Raw genomic sequence first — 22,286 nt, forward strand, 5'->3', positions numbered from 1 at the left:
TTAGCCCTGCCAGCGCTCACGATCCGCCTCCTGGCCATCGCCAAAGTCGTACTCATCAATGAGTCCGCGGCGAGCCTGGGAGGCGCGTTTGCGTTCTGCTGCAGATACGCGTGTATTCGGGGCCAAACGGGGGTCTGTGCCGCGCCCGGTAAGTGGCGTGTCGGAGCCTGCGCTCATGGTGGGTTCCCACTCGAATGACACTTCGCCGATGGTGACGGTGCAGCCTGGGCGGGCGCCCGCTTTGAAGAGGGCGTCTTCTACGCCCATGCGTGCGAGTCGATCGGCGAGGTAGCCCACGGCTTCGTCATTTTCGAAGTCGGTCTGGATAATCCAGCGTGCTGGGCGTTCGCCAAGCACGATGAAGCCGTCTTCGACCTCTGGGTCTTCGATGATTTCGAAGTCTTGGCGTTGCTTCTTGGAGCGCTTATCCACTGCTTCTGGGCGGATGATTTGGCGCGGTGTTGCCTCGGGCGCTGGGCGTTGGGCTCGCGCCTGGGAGACGAGTTCCATCAGCTTGTAGCGCAGGGGTTCAAGACCCTGCTGTGCGACGGCCGAGATGATGAAGACTGGCCAGCCGAATTGTTGCTCGAGGTCTTCTTTGAGGAACTCCGCTAATTCGCGTGCTTCTGGAATGTCGGCCTTGTTCAAGATGATGATGCGCGGACGATCACGCAGATCCCCTAAGCCTGAATCTTGGTCGAGGTCGGATTGGTAGGCAGCAAGTTCTGCTTCCAGCGCTTCGATATCCGAGGCGGGGTCACGCCCGGGTTCGAGGGTGGCGGTATCAACGACGTGGGCCAGCACTGCGGTGCGCTCGATGTGGCGCAGGAAGTCCAAGCCAAGGCCTTTGCCTTCGGAGGCTCCCGGGATAAGACCTGGCACATCGGCGATGGTAAAGGATTCATGGCCCACATCCACCACACCGAGGTTGGGTTGGAGGGTGGTGAAGGGATAGTCGCCGATTTTGGGTTTCGCGGCAGACATCACCGAGATCAGTGAGGATTTGCCGGCGGAGGGGAATCCAACGAGTCCGACATCGGCCATGGATTTAAGTTCCAAGACCACATCGTGGGCTTCGCCTGGTTCGCCTTTGAGTGCGAAGCCGGGGGCTTTGCGTGCGGCAGAGGCGAGTGCGGCGTTGCCGAGTCCGCCGTAGCCACCTTTGGCGGCGATGAATTCCATGCCGAGCGTGGTCATATCGGCGAGCACATTGCCCTCGGTGTCGAGCACTACGGTGCCGACGGGAACATCCAAGATGAGGTCTTCGCCGCGGGCACCGTTGCGGTGGTCGCCGGCGCCATTGCCGCCGCGCTTTGCGCGCAGGTGTGGGCGGTAGTGCAGCTCTAGGAGCGTGTGGACCTGGTTGGACACTTTGAGGATGATGTCGCCACCGTGTCCACCATTACCGCCGTCTGGGCCACCGAGGGGTTTGAATTTCTCGCGGTGGATGGAGGCACAGCCATGGCCGCCATCGCCGGCCTCGAGGTGGAGCACTACGCGGTCGATAAAACGCGCCATGGTGTTTCCTTTCTGAATGTTGCTGAAAAGTTAGGAGAGCACCGACCCTCGGAAGGTGCGGTGCTCTCCTAAAAAGTGTTGCTCTTGGTGAAGCGTTTAGACCTCGACGGTCTCAACGATGTTCACGGTGCGACGGTTGCGCTTGGTGGCAAACTGCACGGAGCCTGCCTTGAGCGCGAACAAGGTGTCGTCGCCGCCACGGCCGACGTTCTCGCCGGGGTGGAACTTGGTACCGCGCTGACGAACGAGGATTTCACCTGCGTTCACGCGCTGGCCACCGAAGCGCTTGACGCCTAGGCGCTTTGCCTCGGAGTCACGGCCGTTGCTGGAGCTGGATGCACCCTTCTTGTGTGCCATGTGGTTTCCCTCCTAAAAAGGTCTTGCGTAAGGCCGTGTGGCTTACTTGATACCGGTGATCTTCAGCAGGGTCAGCTTCTGACGGTGACCCTGGCGCTTCTTATAACCGGTCTTGTTCTTGTACTTCAGGATCTTGATCTTCGGGCCTTTGACCTGCTCGACGATCTCAGCGTTGACGCTCACCTTAGCGAGCTCATCGGCCTTGGTGGTCACATCGGCGCCGTCGACGAGCATGATCGGGGTGAGTGCAACGGTCGAACCCTGCTCACCCTCGATCTTCTCGACCTTGACGAGGTCACCTTCGGCAACCTTGTACTGCTTGCCGCCGGTCTTGACGATCGCGTACATACGAGGGCTACCCCTTAATCTCTACTCGGCTCAGGCACCCGGTGATGTTCCAGTCGCCTGAATGGTGTTTATTGGTTTCCTAAGCTGTTCAAAGCACAGGCAAAACCTGCGCAAAACAGCGACTGTCAAAGACTACCCTTTAGCACAGCCGATTGCCAAACTTGGCTTATCGACGTGCCCTGCGAGTCGCACGCCGACGGCCTCGACGGGGGTGCTTCGCCTGGGAAGTTTCGCCCTTTTCTTGCTCAGGTTTCCCCTTCTGCACACGCTCGACCTGCGGCTGGCTGCGTCGAATAGCTCGACGACGCCCCTTGCGCGAAACCACCTTCACCTCGGGGGTTTCCTCGGGCTGCTGTTCGGCTGCGCGTTGCGAAGTTTCATCGGCCTTGGGCTCAAAGTCTTCCGGCTTTGGCTTGTGATCCGAACGGGAATTGCCGCGCACGCGACGCTTGCGCCGCGGAGAGGCCTCGAACTTCTGCTTCGCTTCCTCATAGGTTTCCGGCATGTGGTCGCGACCAGATGGCTCATCTGGTTCTTCGGCTTCTGCCTTCTCCAACGCTGCGTGAGCGATCTCTTCGGCGCTGGTGTCGTTCTTCTGCGCGCGGCGGCTGCTGCGGCGCTTCTGCTTCTTCTGACGCTTCGGCGTTGGTGTTTCTTCTTCCAACTCCGCTGCGTCGTTATCCACTACGACGGCGCTGGCAAGCTCCTCGAGGGTCGGCTTGTCTTCTTCTTCCTTGTGCATGGCCACCACGGCTGGGTGGCGCTTGGGATCTTGATGGCGCACACCATGGTCGTGCTTCTTGCGGGCCTTCTTGGGCTCTTCAACCTCCTCGATGGGGTCATCGTGGATGATCACGCCGCGGCCTTCGCAGTGCTCGCACTCGGTGGTAAAGGTCTCAAGCAGTCCGGTGCCCAGGCGCTTGCGCGTCATTTGCACCAAGCCGAGTGAGGTCACTTCGGAGATTTGGTGGCGGGTGCGGTCGCGCCCCAGGGCCTCGGTGAGCCTGCGCAGCACCAGGTCTTGGTTTTCGGGCAAGACCATATCGATGAAGTCCACCACGATCATGCCGCCGAGATCCCTCAGGCGCATCTGGCGCACGATTTCTTCTGCGGCCTCGAGGTTATTGCGCGTGACCGTTTCTTCCAGATTGCCGCCAGCGCCGGTGAATTTGCCGGTGTTGACGTCAATCACGGTCATCGCTTCAGTGCGGTCGATCACGAGGGTGCCGCCGGAGGGCAGCCACACCTTGCGCGAAAGGGCCTTCTTGATCTGCTCATCGACGCGGAATTCCTCGAAGGCATCGCGGCCATCGTGTTCGCTGCGATCGAAGTGCTCTAAGCGCTCAAGCAGCTCCGGTGCCACGGATTGCACGTAGGCGTGCACCGTGTTCCAGGATCGTTTGCCGTCGACGACGAGTTTGTGGAAGTCCTCATTGAACAGGTCACGAACGACCTTGACCAGCATGTTCGGCTCTTCATAGAGGGTAACGGGCTGGGAGGATTTCGCCTCGCGTTGCTTTTCGGCACGCTGGGAAAGTTGATTCCACAAGGTGTCGAGGCGCTTCACATCGGCTGCGATTTGATCCTCATGCACGCCTTCGGCGGCGGTGCGGATAATGGCACCGCCGTGTTCCGGCATCACATCTTTGAGGATCTTCTTCAAGCGAGCGCGCTCCCCTGCCGGCAATTTGCGAGAAATACCCGCAGAGCGACCGCCGGGGACGTAGACGAGGTAACGCCCGGCCAAGGAGACCTGCATGGTCAAGCGGGCACCCTTGTGGCCTACCGGGTCTTTGGAAACCTGCACTAAGACTTGGTCGCCGGGGTGGAAGGCTTGTTCAATGCGACGCCCACGCCCGCCAAGGCCAAGGGAGCGCCAATTGACTTCGCCGGCGTAGAGCACAGCATTGCGCCCCTGGCCGATATCGATAAAGGCGGCCTCCATCGAGGGCAGCACGTTTTGCACGCGGCCGAGGTAGATATTGCCCACCATCGAGGCCTGCGTTTCGCTGGTGACGAAGTGCTCGACCAACATGCCATCTTCAAGCACGCCCACCTGGGTCACGGTGCCTGGGTGATCTTTGCGTTCGCGTTCGCGCACCACCATGGTGCGCTCCACGGATTCACGTCGCGCCAAGAACTCAGCCTCAGAGACGATGTGGCGCTTTTTGCGCTGCTCATCGCGCATTTCTGCGCGGCGACGACGCTGCGCTTCAAGGCGAGTGGAACCGGCGATGGCCTTCGGCTCTTCGATCTGCTCGACTTCTTCGTTGCGCTCTTCTTGCTTGCGTCCGCGTCCGGTGCCGCGGCGCCCGCGACGGCGCTTCTTCGCTGCGGTGTCTTCGTCTTCTTCCTCGGCTTCTTCAACCACCTCAAGTGGCTTCGGAGGCATGAACACAGGGATGGCGGCGGCAACGGGTGCCGGCTTTTCCACCTCTACTTGGGGAATGATCGGTGCTTCTTCGGCAGGGGTGACAACCTCAGCCTCAAGCTCGCGATCGACTTTTTGCTTGATCTGCTCGATCTCGTTTTCTACGTTCTTTTCCACACGGTGACGCAATTTATCGTCGTCGCCGGGGGTATGCCCATCACCTGCGAGGTGATCGAGCAGCCGCGTAACTTCGGCTGGGGTAAGGGCAGCTTGTGCCACTTTGACAATGCCGATGGCGTGCAGCGCCTCCACCACATAGGGCGAGGTTGCATCGAGTTCGCGGGCCAGCGCCCAAACTCGCGTTTTTTCGCCGATGCTGTCGCGATCGAATTGCTTGGCTTTTTCAGCCACTTGCTTGGGGTCTACCGCCTTGGGTTCGGGGCGGGTTCTTGGGCGACCTGGTTTACCTTGAGCCACGTGCCTTTAGCCTTCTTTCATCTCTTCGACTTCCCGGGCGCTGAACGATCCATCACAGTGATCGCCGCCGCCGCACAGGTGCCGTGTTATTGCAGTTGTAATGTTTAAAACTCAAGGTGATGTTCTGCGATCTCGCCTTTGTACTCACAACAGGCGGAGCGAAGCATCAATCCTTAACCCCGTATTCTTCCATACCCCCTCCCTTGGAATGCCAAACGGCACCACCTAGCAAGAGGTGGTGCCGCTAATAGCGCAACGCTTGGGGTTTTTAGAGGTTCGGGAACCAGATGCCAATCTCGCGTGCTGCCGATTCCTCGGAGTCGGAACCGTGGACGACATTGGAGGCCACCTCAAGGGCGAAATCGCCGCGGATGGTGCCGGGGGTTGCCTTAGACACAGGATCGGTGCCGCCGGCAAGCTGACGCCATGCCTCGATGGCGCGGGGGCCTTCCACCACACCGGCGATCAGCGGTGCGGAGGTGATGAAGTCGACAAGTTCACCAAAGAAGGGCTTATCCTCGTGCTCTGCGTAGTGCTTTTCAGCGGTTTCGCGATCAGCAACGCGCAGGTCCAGAGCAGCGAATTTGAGGCCCTTGCGCTCGATGCGGGCAAGAATCTCGCCTACAAGGCCGCGCTCGACACCATCGGGCTTAATCAGAATCAGGGTACGTTCAGTCATGTTCAGTTACTTTAGCGAAAGCATCAAAAATCGCGACTTCGGTGGCTACCCCCGGACGTCGAAAAGCGCAATAATGATGCCATGACCGCAATCGAGCGCATCACCTCGCGCAAAGTCCCTCTTGGCGGACCTCGCGCCATGACAGTCCACCGCACCTTGCCGCATAGGCAACGCCCCACCATCGGCGCTTGGTGCTTTGCAGACCACTACGGACCCGATGAGCTCACCATGGATGTAGCTCCGCACCCGCACACTGGATTACAAACCGTAAGCTGGCTGTTCGAAGGTGAAATTCAACACGATGATGCAGGCGATCATCACGCCCTCGTGCGCCCCGGCGACCTGGTGATCATGACCGCAGGCCACGGCATCTCGCATTCTGAAGTATCCCAATCCACGCGCCTGCACGGGGTGCAATTGTGGACCGTGCTGCCCGAAGAACATCGCGATAGCGAACGCCGCCTCGACACCTATCACGTGCCACGCACCACGATCGACTGCGGCTATGCGCACGTCTTTCTCGGTTCCTTGCTTGGCCAAGAATCCCCAGTGCAGACCTTTACTCCCCTGCTCGGCGCCGAAATTGTGCTTGATCCCGGCGCGCAATTGCCCCTCGAACTCAACCCAGCATTCGAACACGGCGTCTTAGTTGATACCGGCCGCATTGACGTAGCAGGCGTGCACATTGCCCCGACCGAATTGGCGTATATGGGCATCGGCGAGCAGCAATGCACCATCAGCAACACCGGCGATACCCCGGCGCGCATCGTGGTCCTCGGTGGCGAACCCTTTGAAGAGCCCTTCGTGATGTGGTGGAACTTCATTGGGCGCAGCCACGAAGAAATCGAGCAATACCGCGAACAATGGCAGAACCAAGATGCCCGCTTTGGCAGCTTCGAGGGCTATCGGGGCACAGGGCCTGCGTGGTTGCCCGCACCTGCCCTGCCCAATGCCACGATGCGGGCGCGTGTGCCCAGCAAGCCGCAGGCACAGGTAGAAAGGTGAAGTATGAAGATTTTTAATTATGCAGAGGTACTCGAAACCATCTCTCCCGCCCGCGCTCTCTCCCTCCTAACTTCCGCCCTAACTTCAGGAGTGGAACCGGCCGAGGATCCGGCTCGCAGCATCACCGCCGTGCCCGCCGGCCAAATCCTGTCCATGCCCGCAGCGATTCCTGGTTGGGCCGGCGTGAAAATTATCGGCCTGGCTCCCGGCAACACGGATCTGCCCAGGATCGATGGCACCTATGTGCTTTTCGACGGCCAAACGCTGCAGCTTCAAGCCATGATCGATGGCGTGGCGATTACCAATATTCGCACTCCCGCCGTGAGCGCGCTTGCGGCTTCGAAGCTGCTTGCACCCGGCGCCGTGGACAAATTGGTGGTGTTCGGCACCGGCCCGCAGGGTGTTGGCCATGCCCGGGCGCTGGCGGACCTGCGTGAGGTGCGCGAGTGCGTGCTGGTTGGCCGTGACCACACCAAGGCGGAGGCTGCGGTGGCCGAATTGGCGCAGATGGGCATTACGGCAAGGGTTGGTGCTCAAGACGATGCCCGCGATGCCGATGTGATTGTGTGCGCTACTTCTGCTGGTTCTGCCCTGTTTGAGGCAGCAGATGTGCGTGATGATGTGTGCGTTTTGGCAATTGGTTCGCATGAGACTGATCGCCGTGAAGTACCGGCCGAATTGATGGGGCGTTCGCTCGTGGTGGTTGAAGACGTGGCCACTGCCCTGCGTGAGGCCGGCGATGTGGTGATGGCGATTGAAGACGGTGCGTTGGCCGAATCTGACCTTCGCACGTTGAAGGACCTGGTGCTCGGCGAGGTCGAGGTGGATTACACCAAGCCGCGCGTATTCAAAGGCACCGGCATGAGCTGGGAAGATTTGGCTGTTGCGGTGGGCATGATGAGCAAGGAGTAGCGTTTCCACGAAGCGCAGCACCCTCAAAGGATCAGTGCGATCCTTTGAGGGTGCTTTCTATTGGCAGCTAGTGGCTGTATTTGTCGATGTCCACCTGTGGCGTGGGCTGCAGTTGGGCAGCCGGGTCATTGCTGACGGTGGGGTTGTGCATGTCCACGTGGGTGTCCTCGGGCAATTCCTTATAGGGGATCTTGCCGTCGAGCACGTCGTAGACGCGCTGGCGATCCACGGTGTGGGTCCACTTGCCTACCAGCAGGGTGGCAACGGCGTTGCCGGAGAAGTTGGTAAGGGCTCGGGCCTCGGACATGAAGCGGTCGATGCCGACGATGATGCCCACTCCGTCGAGAAGCTCGGGGCGGTGCGATTGCAGGCCGGCGGTAAGCGCGGCGAGGCCACCGCCGGTCACGCCGGCTGCGCCCTTGGAGGCGATGATCATAAAGAGCAGCAGCGCGATTTGTTCGCCCATGTCCATGGGTTTGTTCATGGCGTCGGCAATAAAGATGGAGGCCATGGTGAGGTAGATGGCGGTGCCGTCGAGGTTGAAGGAGTAGCCGGTGGGCACGACGATGCCGACGGTGGATTTATCCACGCCTACATGTTCCATCTTGCGCATCAAGTTAGGAAGGGCCGATTCCGAGGATGAGGTGGCCACGATCAGCAGGAACTCTCGCGCCAAGTACTTGACCAGCTTGAAGATGTTAAAGCCGGCGAAGATCTTCAAGATCAGCCCGAGCACCACGAAGACGAAGAGCACGCAGGTGATGTAGAAGGCGATCATGAGGATGGCCATCTGCTTGACCGATTCGATACCCGTTTGGCCAACCACGCCGGCGATGGCGCCGAAAGCACCAATGGGGGCGAGCCAGAGGATCATGTTGAGGATCTTGAAAGAAAGCCGCTGCAGGTGTGCGATGGCCCCGAGGATCGGCTCGCCTCGTTTACCCATGGACTGCACCGCGAAGCCGGTGAGCAGGGCGACAAAGAGCACCTGCAAGATATTGCCGCTGGTAAACGAGGAGAAGATGGTGGTGGGGATGATGCCTAGCAGGAAGTCGACGGTGCCGTGGGTTTCGGCTGCGTTCTTGGCCACGAGGGAATCGGCCGCGCCCTTGGAGGCCTCAATATTGAGTCCGGTGCCGGGTTGGATGAGGTTGCCTACCACCAGACCCACGGCGAGGGCGAAGGTGGACATGGTGATGAAGTAGGCAAGGGCAAGCCCGCCTGCTTTGCCGACGGTTGCTGCAGCTCGCACTGAGCCAATACCCAGCACGATGGTGCAGAAAATGACGGCGGGGATCATCATGACGATCAGGTGGACAAAGGCGGTGCCGAGAACTTTGAAGCCCTTGGCTGCATCCGGTGCCACAAGCCCGAAGATGATGCCTGCGATCACGGCGATGATGACGCCGATATAGAGCCAGTGCGAGCGGTCTTTGTGCCCACCTTTTGGCTCCGGAATCTTAGGAGAACTGGAGAGTTTTTCCATGGGTTGTGCTTGTTTCCTTTTGAGATGTGGAGCACTCGGTTTCACCCGCGCTCTGTGTGAGCGGGCTACCTCCACCAGGAAAGATTAAGACCGGCTCCTTCCGTAGGAAAAACCAGAAAGAGCAACACTTTGATAGCCATCAATGCCCAAGCCTCACGCGGGGGCTCAAACGCCTGGCATTAGCGTCATTGACGTGCTGTTTTTAACCCCTTAGCGTGGCGCGCGGCGAGAAATCAGCAAAGTCTCCTTACCCCTCTTAGGGGGTAGCTTGGGTGTTGCAAATAGTTGAAGCGCCCCAAGAAGGGAAAAAGAAAAGCCCCCCAAAAGGGAGGCTTCAGTGCTCAGACCCGTTGACGGATGAGGCTGCGCTACATGTGCTGCGTGGTAAGCAAACCTCGCTTCATGCGCTCAATGAGGTTCTTGCGAAGGTAGAGCAGATACCACCACACGGCGATAAAGATGATGGCCATAATGCCCATGGAGACGTGCACAAAGAAGCCAAGCAGGGCAAAGACCTGCATGGCGAGATTGGCCTTGATTGCCCACGAGAATCGCTGCATAAAGCTCAGCAACAGCATCGCGGTAGCAACGGCGGTGACATACACCCAGTTAAAGGTGGTCCAATAGGATCCGCCATCCACGCGCAGGATCACGGTGAGCACCAGATAAAAGGAGATCGACTCCATCATCATGGTGCCTGCCATCACCCCTCGCAGGCCTTTCATCGGATCCTTGGCCGGAGCATGACCTGGGCCAAGCGGGCCGTATTCGATGGGTTGCTCGGACTTGCTCATGCGGGGTCCTTTCCAAACAGCGTGCGGGCTTCCCCGGCGGTGACCACCGAGCCGCTAATGATCACACCGGCACCAGATTGGATGTCGGTGTCTTCGGCCAATTCCACCGCCAGCTCTACCGCACCCGGCAAGTAGGGCTCGACGTGGACGCGTTCCTCACCAAAAATCTCGCGGGCATATTCAGCCAGATCCTCGGCTGCTAGGGCCCTCGGCGAGGAGTTTTGGGTACAGACCACCTCAGCCAGGTGGGGCTCAAAGGCTTCGAGCACGCCGCGGGCGTCTTTATCGCCTAACACTCCCACCACGCCCACGAGCCTGGAGAACTCAAAGTCGCGATCCAGGGCCCCTCCTAAAGCCTTAGCTCCGTGAGGATTGTGGGTGGCATCAACGAAGATACTGGGGGTGCTGCGCACCCGCTCAAGGCGCCCTGGAGAGGTGACGGTGCCGAAACCTTCTTGGATGGTATTAAGATCCAGGGGCTTTCCTGGGGCTGCGCCGAAGAATGCCTCCACCGCAGCCAGGGCCACCGCAGCATTGCGGGCTTGGTGAGCCCCAGAAAGCGGCAAGAAAATGTCCTCGTAGTCGCCGGCCAAACCGCGCAGGCTCAGTTGCTGGCCGCCCACGGCAATCTGGGATTCCACGACCCCAAACTCCTGGCCCAAACGAGCCACGGCCGCATCCACAGACACCGCCTGTTCGAGGATGACGCGCATAGCGGCCGGATCCTGATCGGCCACGATGGCGATATTTTCAGGAGGCGTGAGCAGATCCTCGGCGTCCCAGCGCGACTTGATAATGCCCGCCTTTTCGCCGGCGATCTCCTCGATCGTCTCTCCTAAGTATTCGGTGTGATCAGTACCGACGGGGGTGATCACGGCAACGTCGGCGGAGATCACGTTGGTGGCGTCCCAACGTCCACCCATGCCAACTTCCACCACCGCTACATCCACGGGCGCATCGGCAAAGGCCGCATAGGCCATGGCGGTGAGCACCTCGAATTTGCTCATCTTCGGCCCGCCTTCAGCCTCGGATTTCGCATCGATCATCTCCACATAGGGCTTGATCTCTTCCCAGGTGCGCACATAATCACGCGGGTGGATGGGTTGGCCATCAATGGCGATGCGCTCGGTCACAAGCTGCAGATGCGGGCTAGTGGTGCGCCCGGTGCGCCGGTGGAAGGCGCGCAGCAGCGACTCGATCATGCGCACGGTGGAGGTTTTGCCATTGGTGCCAGCGATGTGGATCGCCGGGTAGGCGCGCTCTGGATTACCGAGCAGATCCATCAAGGCCTGGATGCGATCCAAGGTGGGGTCGATTTTCACCTCGGACCAGCGTTGATCGAGTTCCGCCTCCACCGCCGCAAGGGCTGCTAGATCTTCTTGCGTGATCTCCTGGCTGGGCGCCTCGACATGCTTATCGTTGACGTCGATAGGCAAGGAAAGCCCGCTGGCGTCGAGTTCGACTTCGCTCATGCAAGCTCCTTGAGGCGTGCGGAGATGCGCTCAACTTCGTCGTGGGCCACCTTGGCGCGCTGACGAATCTTTTCCACCACGGCCTCAGGCGCCTTGGCTAGGAAGTTCTCATTGCCGAGCTTCTTGGCGGTGGTATCGACTTCCTTCTCGGCTGCGGCAAGGTCTTTTTCTAGGCGCTTGCGCTCTGCTTGCTTATCGACGGTCCCCGACGTATCCAGCGCCACCTCAAGCGGGCCTTCCGAAAGGCGAACCTCGATGCTCGCGCTGGCAGCAAAGCCATCCTCGGGCTCATCAACACGGGCAAGGGAGCGCACCAGGGCTGCTTGTTGCTCAAGATCGGCGGCCGCGAAGTCAATGCGAGCGGGCACGCGCTGAGAAGGCTTCACGCCCTGATCGGAACGGAAGCGGCGAAGCTCAGTGACGAGCTTTTGCACATCATCCATGCGCTTGGCTGCGCGCTCATCGCTGGCAGCTCCACCATTGGTGTGCTCGGCACCCGGCCACTGGGAAACGACAAGCGATTCCTCGCCCGTGAGCGCCTTCCACAGCACCTCGGTAACGAAGGGCATGGAGGGGTGCAACAGACGCAAGATGGCATCGAGGGCGTTGCCCAGGACGATCTTGGTGTTCTCGCCTTGGGTGCTTTCACCCTCGCGCGGGATCTGCACCTTGGCAATTTCGAGGTACCAGTCGCAGAACTCACCCCAGGTGAACTGGAAGAGGAGTTCATTGGCCTTGGCAAATTGGTAGCGATCCAGGTAGTCGTCAACCTGCTGGCGCACCTGCTCAAGGCGATCGAGGATCCAGCGATCGGCGTCGCTTAATTCCTCACGCGCGGGCATCTCACCGGTGCGTGCACCGTTGAGCAGGGCGAACTTGGTGGCGTTAAAGAGCTTGGTGGCGAAGTTTCGAGAGCTTTGGGCTGCGTCTTCACCAACCGGCAGATCCACGCCGGGGTTCGCGCCGCGCACCAGCGTAAAGCGCAAGGCATCGGCACCATAGTCGCGCACCCAGTCCATGGGGTTGATGCCATTACCAAGGGATTTACTCATCTTGCGGCCGTGCTCATCGCGGACAAGGCCGTGCAAGAAGAGGTCATGGAAAGGAATCTCAGGGCGGCCATCCTTGCCGGCACCAAGCAGCTCAGGGGTTTGCACACCGGCGAAGGTGCCAAACATCATCATGCGAGCAACCCAGAAGAACAGGATGTCGTAGGCGGTGACCAGCACGGAGGTGGGATAGAACTTCTCTAGCTCCGGGGTCTTATCGGGCCAGCCCATGGTGCTAAACGGCCACAGGGCCGAAGAGAACCAGGTGTCGAGCACATCTGGATCCTGCTCATAGCCTGCAGGAGGCTGCTCGTCTGGGCCGCAGCACACCACTTCCCCATCGGGTCCGTACCAGATGGGAATGCGGTGACCCCACCACAACTGGCGCGAAATGGTCCAGTCGTGCATATCGTCAACCCAGTCGAAGTAGCGAGGCTCGGAGCTCGTTGGGTGGATGGTGGTATCGCCCTCACGCACGGCATCGCCGGCCATCTTGGCAAGCTGTTCTACCTTGACAAACCACTGCAAGCTCAGGCGCGGCTCAATTGGTTCACCCGAACGCTCAGAGTGGCCAACGGAGTGGACATAGGGGCGCACCTCTTTGACGATGCGACCCTGCTCGGCCAAAGCCTCACGGATTTTCACGCGAGCCTCAAAACGATCCATGCCATCGAACTCGGTGCCGGTATCGGCGATGCGGCCCTTGGCATCCATCACGATGGGCATATCCAAATCGTGGCGTTGGCCCATGGCGTAGTCATTGGGATCGTGCGCCGGGGTGATCTTCACAGCACCGGTGCCGAATTCCGGATCAACATAATCATCGGCGATGATCTTGAGCTCACGGCCTTCAATGAAGGGGTGCGGCAGGCTCGTGCCCACCAGATCGCGGTAGCGATCATCATCGGGGTGAACGGCCACGGCGACGTCGCCAAGCATGGTTTCTACACGAGTGGTTGCCACGATGACGTGGGGCTGATCGTCGACAAGCGAACCATAGCGAATCGAGACCAATTCGCCTTCGACGTCCTTGTGCACCACCTCAATATCCGAAACGGCAGTTTCAAGCACGGGTGACCAGTTAATGAGGCGATAATCGCGATAAATCAGGCCCTGATCAAACATCTGCTTGAAGATCGTCTGCACCGCGCGAGACAAGCCCTCATCCAGGGTGAAACGCTCACGCGACCAATCCACCGAGTCGCCGATCGCACGCATCTGCTCGCCAATGGTGCCGCCATACTCGCGCTTCCAGGCCCAGACATGCTCAATGAACTCCTCGCGAGAATAGTCCCAACGAGACTTCCCCTCGCGCTCCTTCAACATGGCCTCGACCTTCGACTGCGTAGCAATGCCGGCGTGATCCATACCCGGCAGCCACAGCACCTCAAAGCCCTGCATACGCTTACGACGCACCATGGCGTCCATCAACGCATGGTCCAAAGCATGACCCATGTGCAACTGGCCAGTCACATTCGGCGGCGGCAACACAATGGAAAACGCCGGCTTCGAGCTGCTGGCATCAGCAGTGAAATAGCCCGCATCTACCCACGACTGGTAGAGATCAGCCTCGTGGTCTTGGGGCACCCAAGATTTTGGTAGGCGGGTGGAGGGGTCGGATGGATTCGATGCATCATTGTTGGCAGTCACGCCCCCTATCCTAACTTTTGCCAAAAGTTAGGAGAAAAGCGCCCGCAGGCTTATGCCCACGAGCGCTTAAGAAAGAAGGAAAGTTTTACTTCAGAAGCTCAGCGACAGCATCGCGCTCTTCTTGCAATTCCTTCACGTTGGCTGCGATGCGCTCACGCTGGAAGTCGTTGAGCTCGAGGCCTTCGATGACCTCCCACTTGCCGTTGCGCGAAACGGTAGGCAGACCGAAGATCAGGCCCTCGGGCACGCCATAGGAGCCATCGGAAGGAACGGCCGCCGATGCCCAGCGCTCAGTGCCATTGATCCAGTCGTGCATGTGATCCACCGCAGCGGAAGCAGCGGAGGCAGCCGAGGACTTACCGCGGACCTCAATGATTTCTGCGCCGCGCTTCGCTACGCGCGGAATGAACTCATTGACGTACCAGTCGTGATCAAGCTTGTCGACGATCTTCTCGCCCCCAACGGTGGCGTAGGTGATGTCGGGGAACTGCGTTGCGGAGTGGTTGCCCCACACAGCGAGGTGCTCGATCTCAGTGGTCTCTTTTTCTAACTTTTGACCAAGCTGAGAAAGGGCGCGGTTGTGATCCAAACGCATCATGGCGTTGAAGCGCTCCGCGGGGATGTCCTTGGCGGCGTGCTGGGCGATCAAGGCGTTGGTGTTGGCGGGGTTACCAACGACGAGCACGCGCACATCATCGGCGGCGTGATCGTTGAGCGCCTGGCCCTGGGGGCCGAAGATCTTGCCATTGGCGGCCAGGAGGTCGGAGCGCTCCATACCCTTGCCACGTGGCTTTGCGCCAACGAGGAAGGCGGCGTTGGTGCCGTCGAAAGCCTTGTTGGCGTCGTCGGTGACGGTGATGCCACGCAGGAGGGGGAATGCGGAGTCAAGCAGCTCCATTGCCACGCCCTCGGCAGCGGTGGCTGCTTCTGGAATTTCAAGCAACTGGAGGTGAATCGGGGTGTCCTTGCCATATACGTCGCCGTTGGCGATACGCCACAGCAGGGAGTAGGCGATTTGGCCAGCAGCACCGGTAACGGCAACCTTTTTCACATCGTTCATGTGTGCAACTCCTTCAAGAAGTATTGTTTGAGATTCGCAGCACTAGGAAAGCCGCGAGAACCATCGCCCACCAGGGTAACGCGCCCAGGGAACGCATGCCCCGCAGCTTCACCTTCAGCGCAGGTCAGCGCTCTGCGGAATATCTCACAAGTGATCGAACACACAAGGGCGATTGTTGGCATTCCCGCGCCGAAATCACCCCCAAAAGGACATAAAAGCCAAGCTTCACATGACTCACATGTCACAGTTGAGGACAATCCAACCCCACATCTTTAGGATCAATGACGAGCAAACCTTGCAAATCTAACGATTGCAGCGCAGACCGCGAGTACACAGGAGGCAAAAAGCAGTGACGGGAAACGGCGAAAAGAATAAAAACGCCAATCAGCAGGTACACAACGAAAATGTCACACCAGAAGACGTGCTCGACACCGCACTAGCAATGTTCTCCACCAAGGGCTTTTCGGACGCCAAACTCGAAGCAATTGCCAAAACCTCCGGCATGTCCAAGCGAATGATTCACTACCACTTTGGTGACAAAAAGGGCCTCTATCGCCGCTGCCTCGAAACAGCCGTGCAACGCCTACGCCCAAGCCCCGAAGAAATGCAGCTCGAATCCTCCGTGCCTGTCGACGGAGTGAAAAAAGTCGTCGACGCGGTCTACCGCACCTACGTGGCAAACCCCGAAGCAGTGCGCATGCTCCAAATGGAAAACCTCCACCACTACGGCAAAATCGCCGAGGCCACTCCCCTCTCCGACCAATCCGCCATCACCCTGCAACTCGACAAACTGCTCATGCTCGGCCAAGACTCAGGAGCATTCCGCCCAGGAATCTCCGCCCAAGACGTATTCACGCTCATCGCGTCACTAGCAGTCTTTCGCATCAACTCCCGCTCCACCACCATCAACCTCTACGACATCGACATGATGGACGAGGAAAACACCCAAGGCATGAACCGCCTCGTCATCGACGCAGTCCTCGCCTTTTTAACCTCCACACTCAAAACCACATCCGCTACCAGCTACCTCAGCGGGGCTGAGCAGCGGGAGGATGAAGCGGCGGAGAAATCTGGCGACTACGAAATCTCCTCCGACCTCTTCTCCTAACTTTCGAAGAAAGTTAGGAGAAAGGGCCGTTGCAGCGATGCTGCAACGGCCCTGAGTCGTCTCTACTCCTTAGGCAGTTTTTTCTTCCCCGCCACGCTGCACGAATTTAGGCTCGCTTTCGCCACGAGCAGCGTCGGCGGTGATGATCACCGACTCCAAATCCTCTCGGTCTGGAATGTCGTACATGACGGGCACGAGAATTTCTTCCATGATGGCGCGCAAACCACGCGCACCCGTGCCACGTTCAACCGCCTTATGAGCGATGACTGCCAGTGCGTCTTCTTCGAACTCCAGGGAGACATCGTCGAGCTCGAAGAGGCGCTTGTACTGCTTGACCAAGGCGTTCTTCGGCTCGGTGAGCACGCGAATCAAGGCAGGCTCATCGAGGTCACGCACCGTGGCCACCACTGGTAGGCGCCCGATGAATTCGGGGATAAGACCGAACTTCACCAAATCTTCTGGGCGCACGTCCTGGAAGTCGACAGCATCGGGGTTGTGCTGGCCGTCGCCTAGTTCGGCGCCGAAACCAATGCCGCGCTTGCCACGACGTTCAGCGATGACCTTTTCTAGACCGGCGAACGCACCGGCGACAATGAACAACACATTGGAGGTATCGACCTGAATGAAGTCCTGATTCGGATGCTTGCGGCCACCTTGTGGAGGAATGGATGCAACGGTTCCTTCGAGAATCTTCAACAAGGCCTGCTGCACGCCCTCGCCGGAGACGTCACGAGTAATCGAGGGATTATCCGACTTGCGGGAAATCTTATCCACCTCGTCGATGTAAATAATGCCGCGCTGTGCGCGCTGCACATCGAAGTCAGCAGCCTGCAGCAGCTTCAGCACGATATTTTCCACGTCCTCGCCAACGTAGCCGGCCTCGGTCAAGGAAGTGGCGTCAGCGATGGTAAACGGGACGTCGAGAAGCTTAGCGAGCGTCTGAGCCAAATACGTCTTACCTGTGCCCGTAGGCCCCAGCATCAAAATGTTGGACTTCTGCAGCTCAGCATCGTCCTCATTCGGACGGCGCCCAGACTCCAAGACACGCACACGCTTGTAGTGGTTGTAGACGGCCACGGCCAAAACACGCTTCGCTTCATCCTGGCCAACCACGTACTTGTCTAAAAATGCAGAGATCTCAGAGGGACGCGGCAGGCGATCATCCGAATCGAGCTGCTCACCAGCGCCTGAGGCCAACTCCTCCTCGATAATCTCATTACACAGCTCAATGCACTCATCGCAGATATACACACCGCCACCGGCGATCAGCTTCTTCACCTGCTTTTGGCTTTTGCCGCAAAAAGAGCACTTGAGCAGATCAGCGCTTTCCTGAATACGAGTCATAAAAAGAAGAAACTTCCAATCCGAAGGTCGAAGAAGCTGGGAGGTTTAAGAAACACTCTAGTGCTTACGTCAAATCTCCCCTCCTAACTTTCGAAGAAAGTTAGGAGGGGAGACGGACGCCAAACAATGACCTAGCCGTTCATTTTTCGATAATCAAAAACCTGATCGACGATGCCATACTCGACTGCTTCTTCAGCGGTGAGGATCTTATCGCGATCGGTGTCTTCGCGGATCTGCTCGGCGCTACGACCGGTGTGGCGTGCCAAAGTGTTTTCCATGAGCACACGCATGCGCTCGATTTCCTTGGCCTGGATCTCGAGGTCGGAAACCTGCCCGCGAGTACCTTCGGTGGCCGGCTGGTGGATCAATACACGCGAGTTAGGAAGGCAGGCGCGCTTACCGGGAGCACCCGCGGCAAGCAGCACTGCGGCTGCCGAAGCGGCCTGACCCAAGCAGACGGTGCGCACGTCGGGGCGAACGTACTGCATGGTGTCGTAAATCGCCATAAGGGAGGTGAAAGAACCACCTGGCGAATTGATGTACATGGTGATTTCTCGATCGGGATCGAGCCCTTCGAGCACGAGAAGCTGCGCCATGATGTCGTTGGCGGAAGTGTCATCAACCTGGGTTCCTAGGAAGATGATGCGCTCTTCGAAGAGCTTCGCGTAAGGATTCGTTTCCTTCGTGCCATACGCCGACTGCTCAATAAAGGAAGGCAGGACGTAGCGCGATTCGGGCATTTGCATACCGTTTTGATTCATGTTGATTCTCCTGCCTTAGTTTGCCAGCGGCTTTTCGGCCGTTTCGATGACGTGGTCGACCAATCCATATTCCTTGGCCTGCTGGGCGGTAAACCAGCGGTCACGATAAGAATCCTTCGTGATCTGCTCGAAGGTTTGGCCAGTGTGCTCTGCAATCAATTCAGCCAATTCGTGCTTAGTCTGAGCAAATTGTTCAGCCTGGATAGCGATATCGGCGGCGGTACCACCAACGCCAGCAGAAGGCTGGTGCATCATAATGCGGGCGTGAGGCAGCGCATAACGCTTGCCTTTGGTGCCACCGGAGAGCAGGAACTGCCCCATCGACGCAGCCAATCCCATGCCGTAAGTAGCGATATCGCACGGGGAGTATCGCATCGTGTCATAAATGGCCATGCCGGCTGTGACCGAACCGCCAGGTGAGTTGATGTAAAGGGAAATATCGCGAGTTGGATCCTCAGCGGACAACAGCAAGATCTGCGCACAAATTTTGTTCGCAATCTCGTCATTAACGTCGGTTCCTAGGAAGATAATGCGCTCGCGAAGCAGGCGCTCATAAACAGAATCGCTGAGATTCATGCCGGCGCCACCCTGTGCTTTAGGGGTGAGATCAGACATTGGTGGGGTTCTCCTTCATCACATCCTGCCTCCGCCCCAAAGTTAGGAGGGAGGCGATCGAATGGCACCTACGTTACCTCCCCCACCGCCATTCGGTGTTGCCTGTTCGCTAACAGCGAGTCTTGCCTATTCCAGCCTCTGGATGAGCGCGCGCATCTTGTTGGTGGCCAGTTCCTGCCAAGCCGGGTCGTTTCGATACTCTTCGAACATTCGGTGTGCAATGGCTCTCGCCGAATTCGCTGCCGCCGGCCTGAGATTCTGGCGCACTTCTTTCGCCCCGGGCGCCCTGTGCCCTGCTCTTCCACTGCTCGGGCAGCGCTCGTAACGCCCATTTTTTGGCTTTTCGGGGTCGTCGTCGTTTCCGCCGTGGTGAGTGGCGCAGACTGCGACGAGGTTTTCTTGGCTCGTCACGCCGCCTTTCGACGCCGCCTGTACGTGATGCAACTGGCAATTGACCGCCCGACGGTGGCAGTCGGGGTCTGCGCACAACACTTGGTCTGCCTGTGCTACCAGTCGCTGGGTGTTGTTGGCGTAGCGCCCAGGATTGTCGTGGATTGGTTCAAAAGGCACGATGCCCACGGGTTCCGGCACACCGGTGGTGGCGTTTTCGCCATAGAACAGCGCCAGGCCATGGTCGTGCAGGATGGCGTCGGCAAGCTCGGAAAAATGAATTTGGGCGCCGTCGGTGGTTGAGAGCAGGCCGTGCTCCGCGTGGCGGGCGCCGGTGATAGGGATGATGACCATCGGTAGCCGCTGCTGCTCCTCCTGATTTCCGCCAGAAGTTAGGAGGGAGGTGGCGGCGTCGGCCATGGCTTGGGAATGGCTCAGGCTCGGATCGCGCTTGCGCAACCCCCTGGCTTGGCGATGCAGGTCGGATTCGACTTGGGCCATGGTGGCGTCGGCAAGCGAAAGGTGCAGGTGGCGCTGTCCGCCGGCGTCTGCGGTGGCGGAGATTCTTAAGGAGCGTCGCCATGGGGTGTGTTCTTCGCCGTTGAGTTCGCGAACCCGTGCGGTGGCGTGCGCTTTGACTTCCGCCACGCTGCGCCCCTCGGCCCATTGATACAGTTCGAGGCGGAGTTCCTCTCTGCCCAGGCTACTTGCGGGCGTGAGGGAGCGCACTGATGCGTTGATAGCTTTGAGCACCTCGATGCCGAGCAGGTTTCTTTCTGCGACCGCGATGGCGCGTTCGCGCAGCATGGGTGATTCGCTGAAGCCGAACAGGACTTTTCCTAAAGCTAAAACGCTGCCAACCCACGACTCAGTCAAACCCGTCGCAGCCGCGATATCCGATCGCTTATGCCCCAATTCCTGCTGTTGGTAGAAAAACCGCGCCACCTCAACACCGCGCGATGCGAAAATTTCAATTGCCCCCGAGACCTTCATGGCTGCATTCTGAGCATCAACGAGGTGGTGACGCAACAAGACCCACGCCGAGGGGCGTGGGTCTTGTGGATAACTTGGGGTTAGGCGCCAGATTTAGGGAAATCTGTGGATAACCCCTCCTAAGTTTGCTGAGAAGTTAGGAGTCTTCGTCGGTTTCTTCTTCGCCGTAGTAATCGGCGGGATCAACCTTATTGCCCTCTTCATCGGTCACGCTCGTGCGGCAGATGGCTGCTGCGAGTGCTTTGCCGCGACGGACGTCGGCGAAGACGTTGGCGATTTGGCCGGACTGCTGGAGTTGCATGACGAACTCGTTGGGGTCCATGCCGTAGCTCTGGGCGGTGAACAGGATGTGGTCGGTGAGTTCCTGTTGGCTGACCTCGGGCTGCTCTTCTTCGGCGACTGCGTCGAGGAAGAGTTGGGTGCGCACGGCTTCTTCGGAGTTCTTGCGGTTGTTGTTGTCGAACTCTTCGCGGTCCATGCCTTGGGCTTCGAGGATGGAGTTGAGCATCTTCTCGTCGCCACCGAACTGGCCGAGGATCTGGTGCAGTTGTGCGTGCACCTGCTCGTCGACAACGCCCTGGGGCAGTTCGAATTCGGTTTCGGCGAGTGCGGCCTTGAGCACTTCGTCGCGGATGGCGCCGGCCTGGGTGGTCTTAGCCTGCTGCTCGACCTGCTCCTTGGTGGCTTCGCGCAGCTCTTCGACGGTGTCGAATTCGGAGGCCATTTGGACGAACTCTTCGTCGAGTTCGGGCAGCTTGCGCTCCTTGGTCTGCTGCACGGTGACGGTCACGGTGGCTTCTTCGCCGGCGTGCTCGCCATTTTCGAGCTTGGTGGTGAATTCGGCGGACTCGCCGGTCTTCAGGCCGCGCAGGGCGGTGTCAAGACCCTTGATCAGGTCGTCGGAGCCAACCTGGTAGGACATGCCCTCGGTGGTGGCCTCGTCGATGGTTTCGCCATCGACGGTGGCGGAGAGGTCAATGACGGCGAAGTCGTTGGTCTTCAGCTTGCGCTTGGTGTCTTTCAGCTCGCCGAAGCGCTCGCGAAGTTGATCAATTTGCTTGTCGACGGCCTCGTCGTCGATCTTCAGCGCCGGCACGGTCACCTCGATCTTGGAGAAGTCCGGCACCTTGATCTCGGGGCGAATATCAACCTCGGCAGTGAACTCAACGAGTTCATTGTCTTCGATCTTGGTGATGTCGATGCTGGGCTGACCAACCACAGCAAGCTCGTGCTCCTCACAAGCCTGCTGGTAGCGGGAGGGAAGCATGTCGTTCACGACCTGCTCCAGCACCGGCCCACGGCCAACACGAGCGTCGATAAGCTGACGTGGCGCCTTGCCACGGCGGAAGCCGGGGATGTTGATCTGCTGCGATAAAGCGGCATACGCCTGGTCGATTTCCGACTTCAGCTCCTCGAAGGGAACCTCTACGGTGAGCTTGACGCGGGTCTCGCTCAGCTTTTCGACGGAACTCTTCACGAGTCACACTCCTGCTCAAATTGATTTCGTTGAAAATCCCCCCACGCTGAAAGCGATGGAGGGACCTTTGTCGGGACGACAGGATTTGAACCTGCGACCCCCTGCTCCCAAAGCAGGTGCGCTACCAAGCTGCGCCACGTCCCGTGAAGCCCTTACAAGGCCTGGTTCAGCAGTGTACACAGACAAAGCCCAAACTACTGAATCGCCCCTCCTAACTTTTATAAATTCCCAGGTCAATGCGAGCTTTCCGAACGCAGCTTGCACCCGATAGGGCAAGCAACCTAGAGTTACTCAACAGGCAAGGCAAGCCCTCGGGAATGTCGTATAGTGGCTAATACCTCAGCCTTCCAAGCTGAAGACGCGGGTTCGATTCCCGTCATTCCCTCAAAAGAACGTCACTCTGGATACAAGGAATCCCGG

The 22,286-nt window shown here is 58.9% G+C and carries 18 protein-coding genes and 2 tRNA genes; 4 read left to right on the plus strand and 16 right to left on the minus strand.

Features of this window, described 5'->3' with window-relative positions:
• From obgE to ndk, 5 genes are all read right to left on the minus strand, one after another.
• A complete protein-coding gene (gene obgE, locus IEU99_RS03155; protein WP_128889365.1) occupies positions 1–1,518 on the minus strand; it encodes a GTPase ObgE in 1,518 nt (505 codons plus the stop codon).
• 96 nt (positions 1,519–1,614) lie between these two features.
• Complete coding sequence (gene rpmA / locus IEU99_RS03160; RefSeq protein WP_128889364.1) at positions 1,615–1,875, minus strand: 50S ribosomal protein L27; 261 nt, start codon at positions 1,873–1,875, stop codon at positions 1,615–1,617.
• A 42-nt stretch (positions 1,876–1,917) separates the two neighbouring features.
• Positions 1,918–2,223, minus strand: a complete 306-nt coding sequence (gene rplU / locus IEU99_RS03165; RefSeq protein WP_123934923.1) for a 50S ribosomal protein L21 — start codon at positions 2,221–2,223, stop codon at positions 1,918–1,920.
• 166 nt (positions 2,224–2,389) lie between these two features.
• Positions 2,390–5,005, minus strand: coding sequence for an Rne/Rng family ribonuclease (locus IEU99_RS03170; protein WP_128890782.1), 2,616 nt, complete (start codon positions 5,003–5,005; stop codon positions 2,390–2,392).
• A 334-nt stretch (positions 5,006–5,339) separates the two neighbouring features.
• Entirely contained in the window at positions 5,340–5,750 is a 411-nt protein-coding gene (ndk, locus tag IEU99_RS03175) for a nucleoside-diphosphate kinase (RefSeq protein WP_128889363.1), read from the minus strand.
• Positions 5,751–5,831: 81 nt separating this feature from the next.
• On the opposite strand from ndk, the gene IEU99_RS03180 reads away from it, so the two are divergent.
• Both IEU99_RS03180 and IEU99_RS03185 read left to right on the plus strand, forming a co-directional pair.
• On the plus strand, positions 5,832–6,755 hold the full coding sequence (locus tag IEU99_RS03180) for a pirin family protein (RefSeq protein WP_128889362.1): 924 nt from the start codon (positions 5,832–5,834) through the stop codon (positions 6,753–6,755).
• A 3-nt stretch (positions 6,756–6,758) separates the two neighbouring features.
• On the plus strand, positions 6,759–7,667 hold the full coding sequence (locus tag IEU99_RS03185) for an ornithine cyclodeaminase family protein (RefSeq protein WP_128889361.1): 909 nt from the start codon (positions 6,759–6,761) through the stop codon (positions 7,665–7,667).
• A 67-nt stretch (positions 7,668–7,734) separates the two neighbouring features.
• Here IEU99_RS03185 and IEU99_RS03190 read toward each other — a convergent pair whose 3' ends face one another.
• The 5 genes from IEU99_RS03190 to IEU99_RS03210 all read right to left on the minus strand — a co-directional run bounded on the left by IEU99_RS03190 (position 7,735) and on the right by IEU99_RS03210 (position 15,178).
• Complete coding sequence (locus tag IEU99_RS03190; protein ID WP_128889360.1) at positions 7,735–9,153, minus strand: cation:dicarboxylate symporter family transporter; 1,419 nt, start codon at positions 9,151–9,153, stop codon at positions 7,735–7,737.
• Positions 9,154–9,521: 368 nt separating this feature from the next.
• Positions 9,522–9,947, minus strand: a complete 426-nt coding sequence (locus IEU99_RS03195; protein WP_128889359.1) for a DUF4233 domain-containing protein — start codon at positions 9,945–9,947, stop codon at positions 9,522–9,524.
• On the minus strand, positions 9,944–11,419 hold the full coding sequence (gene folC / locus IEU99_RS03200; protein ID WP_128889358.1) for a bifunctional tetrahydrofolate synthase/dihydrofolate synthase: 1,476 nt from the start codon (positions 11,417–11,419) through the stop codon (positions 9,944–9,946). The genes IEU99_RS03195 and folC overlap by 4 nt, the downstream gene beginning before the upstream one ends.
• Positions 11,416–14,127, minus strand: coding sequence for a valine--tRNA ligase (locus IEU99_RS03205; protein ID WP_128890781.1), 2,712 nt, complete (start codon positions 14,125–14,127; stop codon positions 11,416–11,418). Before IEU99_RS03205 ends, folC begins: the two co-directional genes overlap by 4 nt.
• A gap of 76 nt (positions 14,128–14,203) precedes the next feature.
• Positions 14,204–15,178 (minus strand): malate dehydrogenase, encoded by a 975-nt coding sequence (locus tag IEU99_RS03210; RefSeq protein ID WP_128889357.1) that lies wholly within the window; start codon positions 15,176–15,178, stop codon positions 14,204–14,206.
• A 421-nt stretch (positions 15,179–15,599) separates the two neighbouring features.
• Between IEU99_RS03210 and IEU99_RS03215 the strand changes: the two genes are divergently transcribed.
• Complete coding sequence (locus IEU99_RS03215; RefSeq protein ID WP_371869466.1) at positions 15,600–16,286, plus strand: TetR/AcrR family transcriptional regulator; 687 nt, start codon at positions 15,600–15,602, stop codon at positions 16,284–16,286.
• Positions 16,287–16,355: 69 nt separating this feature from the next.
• On the opposite strand, the gene clpX is transcribed toward IEU99_RS03215, so the two are convergent.
• The 6 genes from clpX to IEU99_RS03245 form a co-directional block, all read right to left on the minus strand.
• The gene (clpX, locus tag IEU99_RS03220) at positions 16,356–17,630 is read right to left on the minus strand and encodes an ATP-dependent Clp protease ATP-binding subunit ClpX (RefSeq protein ID WP_128889356.1); all 1,275 of its coding nucleotides are present in this window, start codon (positions 17,628–17,630) and stop codon (positions 16,356–16,358) included.
• A 131-nt stretch (positions 17,631–17,761) separates the two neighbouring features.
• A complete protein-coding gene (locus tag IEU99_RS03225) occupies positions 17,762–18,391 on the minus strand; it encodes an ATP-dependent Clp protease proteolytic subunit (RefSeq protein ID WP_128889355.1) in 630 nt (209 codons plus the stop codon).
• A 15-nt stretch (positions 18,392–18,406) separates the two neighbouring features.
• Positions 18,407–19,006, minus strand: coding sequence for an ATP-dependent Clp protease proteolytic subunit (locus IEU99_RS03230; RefSeq protein ID WP_128889354.1), 600 nt, complete (start codon positions 19,004–19,006; stop codon positions 18,407–18,409).
• A 126-nt stretch (positions 19,007–19,132) separates the two neighbouring features.
• On the minus strand, positions 19,133–20,389 hold the full coding sequence (locus IEU99_RS03235) for an HNH endonuclease signature motif containing protein (protein ID WP_128889353.1): 1,257 nt from the start codon (positions 20,387–20,389) through the stop codon (positions 19,133–19,135).
• 136 nt (positions 20,390–20,525) lie between these two features.
• Positions 20,526–21,866 carry a trigger factor gene (tig, locus tag IEU99_RS03240; protein ID WP_128889352.1) on the minus strand — a complete coding sequence of 447 codons (1,341 nt, stop codon included), beginning with the start codon at positions 21,864–21,866 and terminating at the stop codon, positions 20,526–20,528.
• Between the two features lie 70 nt (positions 21,867–21,936).
• Positions 21,937–22,010, minus strand: a tRNA-Pro gene (locus IEU99_RS03245).
• Between the two features lie 169 nt (positions 22,011–22,179).
• On the opposite strand from IEU99_RS03245, the gene IEU99_RS03250 reads away from it, so the two are divergent.
• Positions 22,180–22,251, plus strand: a tRNA-Gly gene (locus IEU99_RS03250).
• The last annotated feature ends 35 nt before the right edge of the window (positions 22,252–22,286 follow it).

The organism is Corynebacterium pelargi (genome assembly GCF_014635485.1).
Classification (GTDB): domain Bacteria; phylum Actinomycetota; class Actinomycetes; order Mycobacteriales; family Mycobacteriaceae; genus Corynebacterium; species Corynebacterium pelargi.

Bases quoted from the DNA above. Each gene is read 5' to 3' on its own strand.
- IEU99_RS03195 (WP_128889359.1), bottom strand. From the start codon at position 9,947: ATGAGCAAGTCCGAGCAACCCATCGAATACGGCCCGCTTGGCCCAGGT.
- IEU99_RS03235 (WP_128889353.1), bottom strand. From the start codon at position 20,389: ATGAAGGTCTCGGGGGCAATTGAAATTTTCGCATCGCGCGGTGTTGAG.
- folC (WP_128889358.1), bottom strand. From the start codon at position 11,419: ATGAGCGAAGTCGAACTCGACGCCAGCGGGCTTTCCTTGCCTATCGAC.
- IEU99_RS03210 (WP_128889357.1), bottom strand. From the start codon at position 15,178: ATGAACGATGTGAAAAAGGTTGCCGTTACCGGTGCTGCTGGCCAAATC.
- rpmA (WP_128889364.1), bottom strand. From the start codon at position 1,875: ATGGCACACAAGAAGGGTGCATCCAGCTCCAGCAACGGCCGTGACTCC.
- IEU99_RS03190 (WP_128889360.1), bottom strand. From the start codon at position 9,153: ATGGAAAAACTCTCCAGTTCTCCTAAGATTCCGGAGCCAAAAGGTGGG.
- rplU (WP_123934923.1), bottom strand. From the start codon at position 2,223: ATGTACGCGATCGTCAAGACCGGCGGCAAGCAGTACAAGGTTGCCGAA.
- IEU99_RS03230 (WP_128889354.1), bottom strand. From the start codon at position 19,006: ATGTCTGATCTCACCCCTAAAGCACAGGGTGGCGCCGGCATGAATCTC.
- ndk (WP_128889363.1), bottom strand. From the start codon at position 5,750: ATGACTGAACGTACCCTGATTCTGATTAAGCCCGATGGTGTCGAGCGC.
- IEU99_RS03180 (WP_128889362.1), top strand. From the start codon at position 5,832: ATGACCGCAATCGAGCGCATCACCTCGCGCAAAGTCCCTCTTGGCGGA.
- IEU99_RS03225 (WP_128889355.1), bottom strand. From the start codon at position 18,391: ATGAATCAAAACGGTATGCAAATGCCCGAATCGCGCTACGTCCTGCCT.
- obgE (WP_128889365.1), bottom strand. From the start codon at position 1,518: ATGGCGCGTTTTATCGACCGCGTAGTGCTCCACCTCGAGGCCGGCGAT.
- clpX (WP_128889356.1), bottom strand. From the start codon at position 17,630: ATGACTCGTATTCAGGAAAGCGCTGATCTGCTCAAGTGCTCTTTTTGC.
- IEU99_RS03185 (WP_128889361.1), top strand. From the start codon at position 6,759: ATGAAGATTTTTAATTATGCAGAGGTACTCGAAACCATCTCTCCCGCC.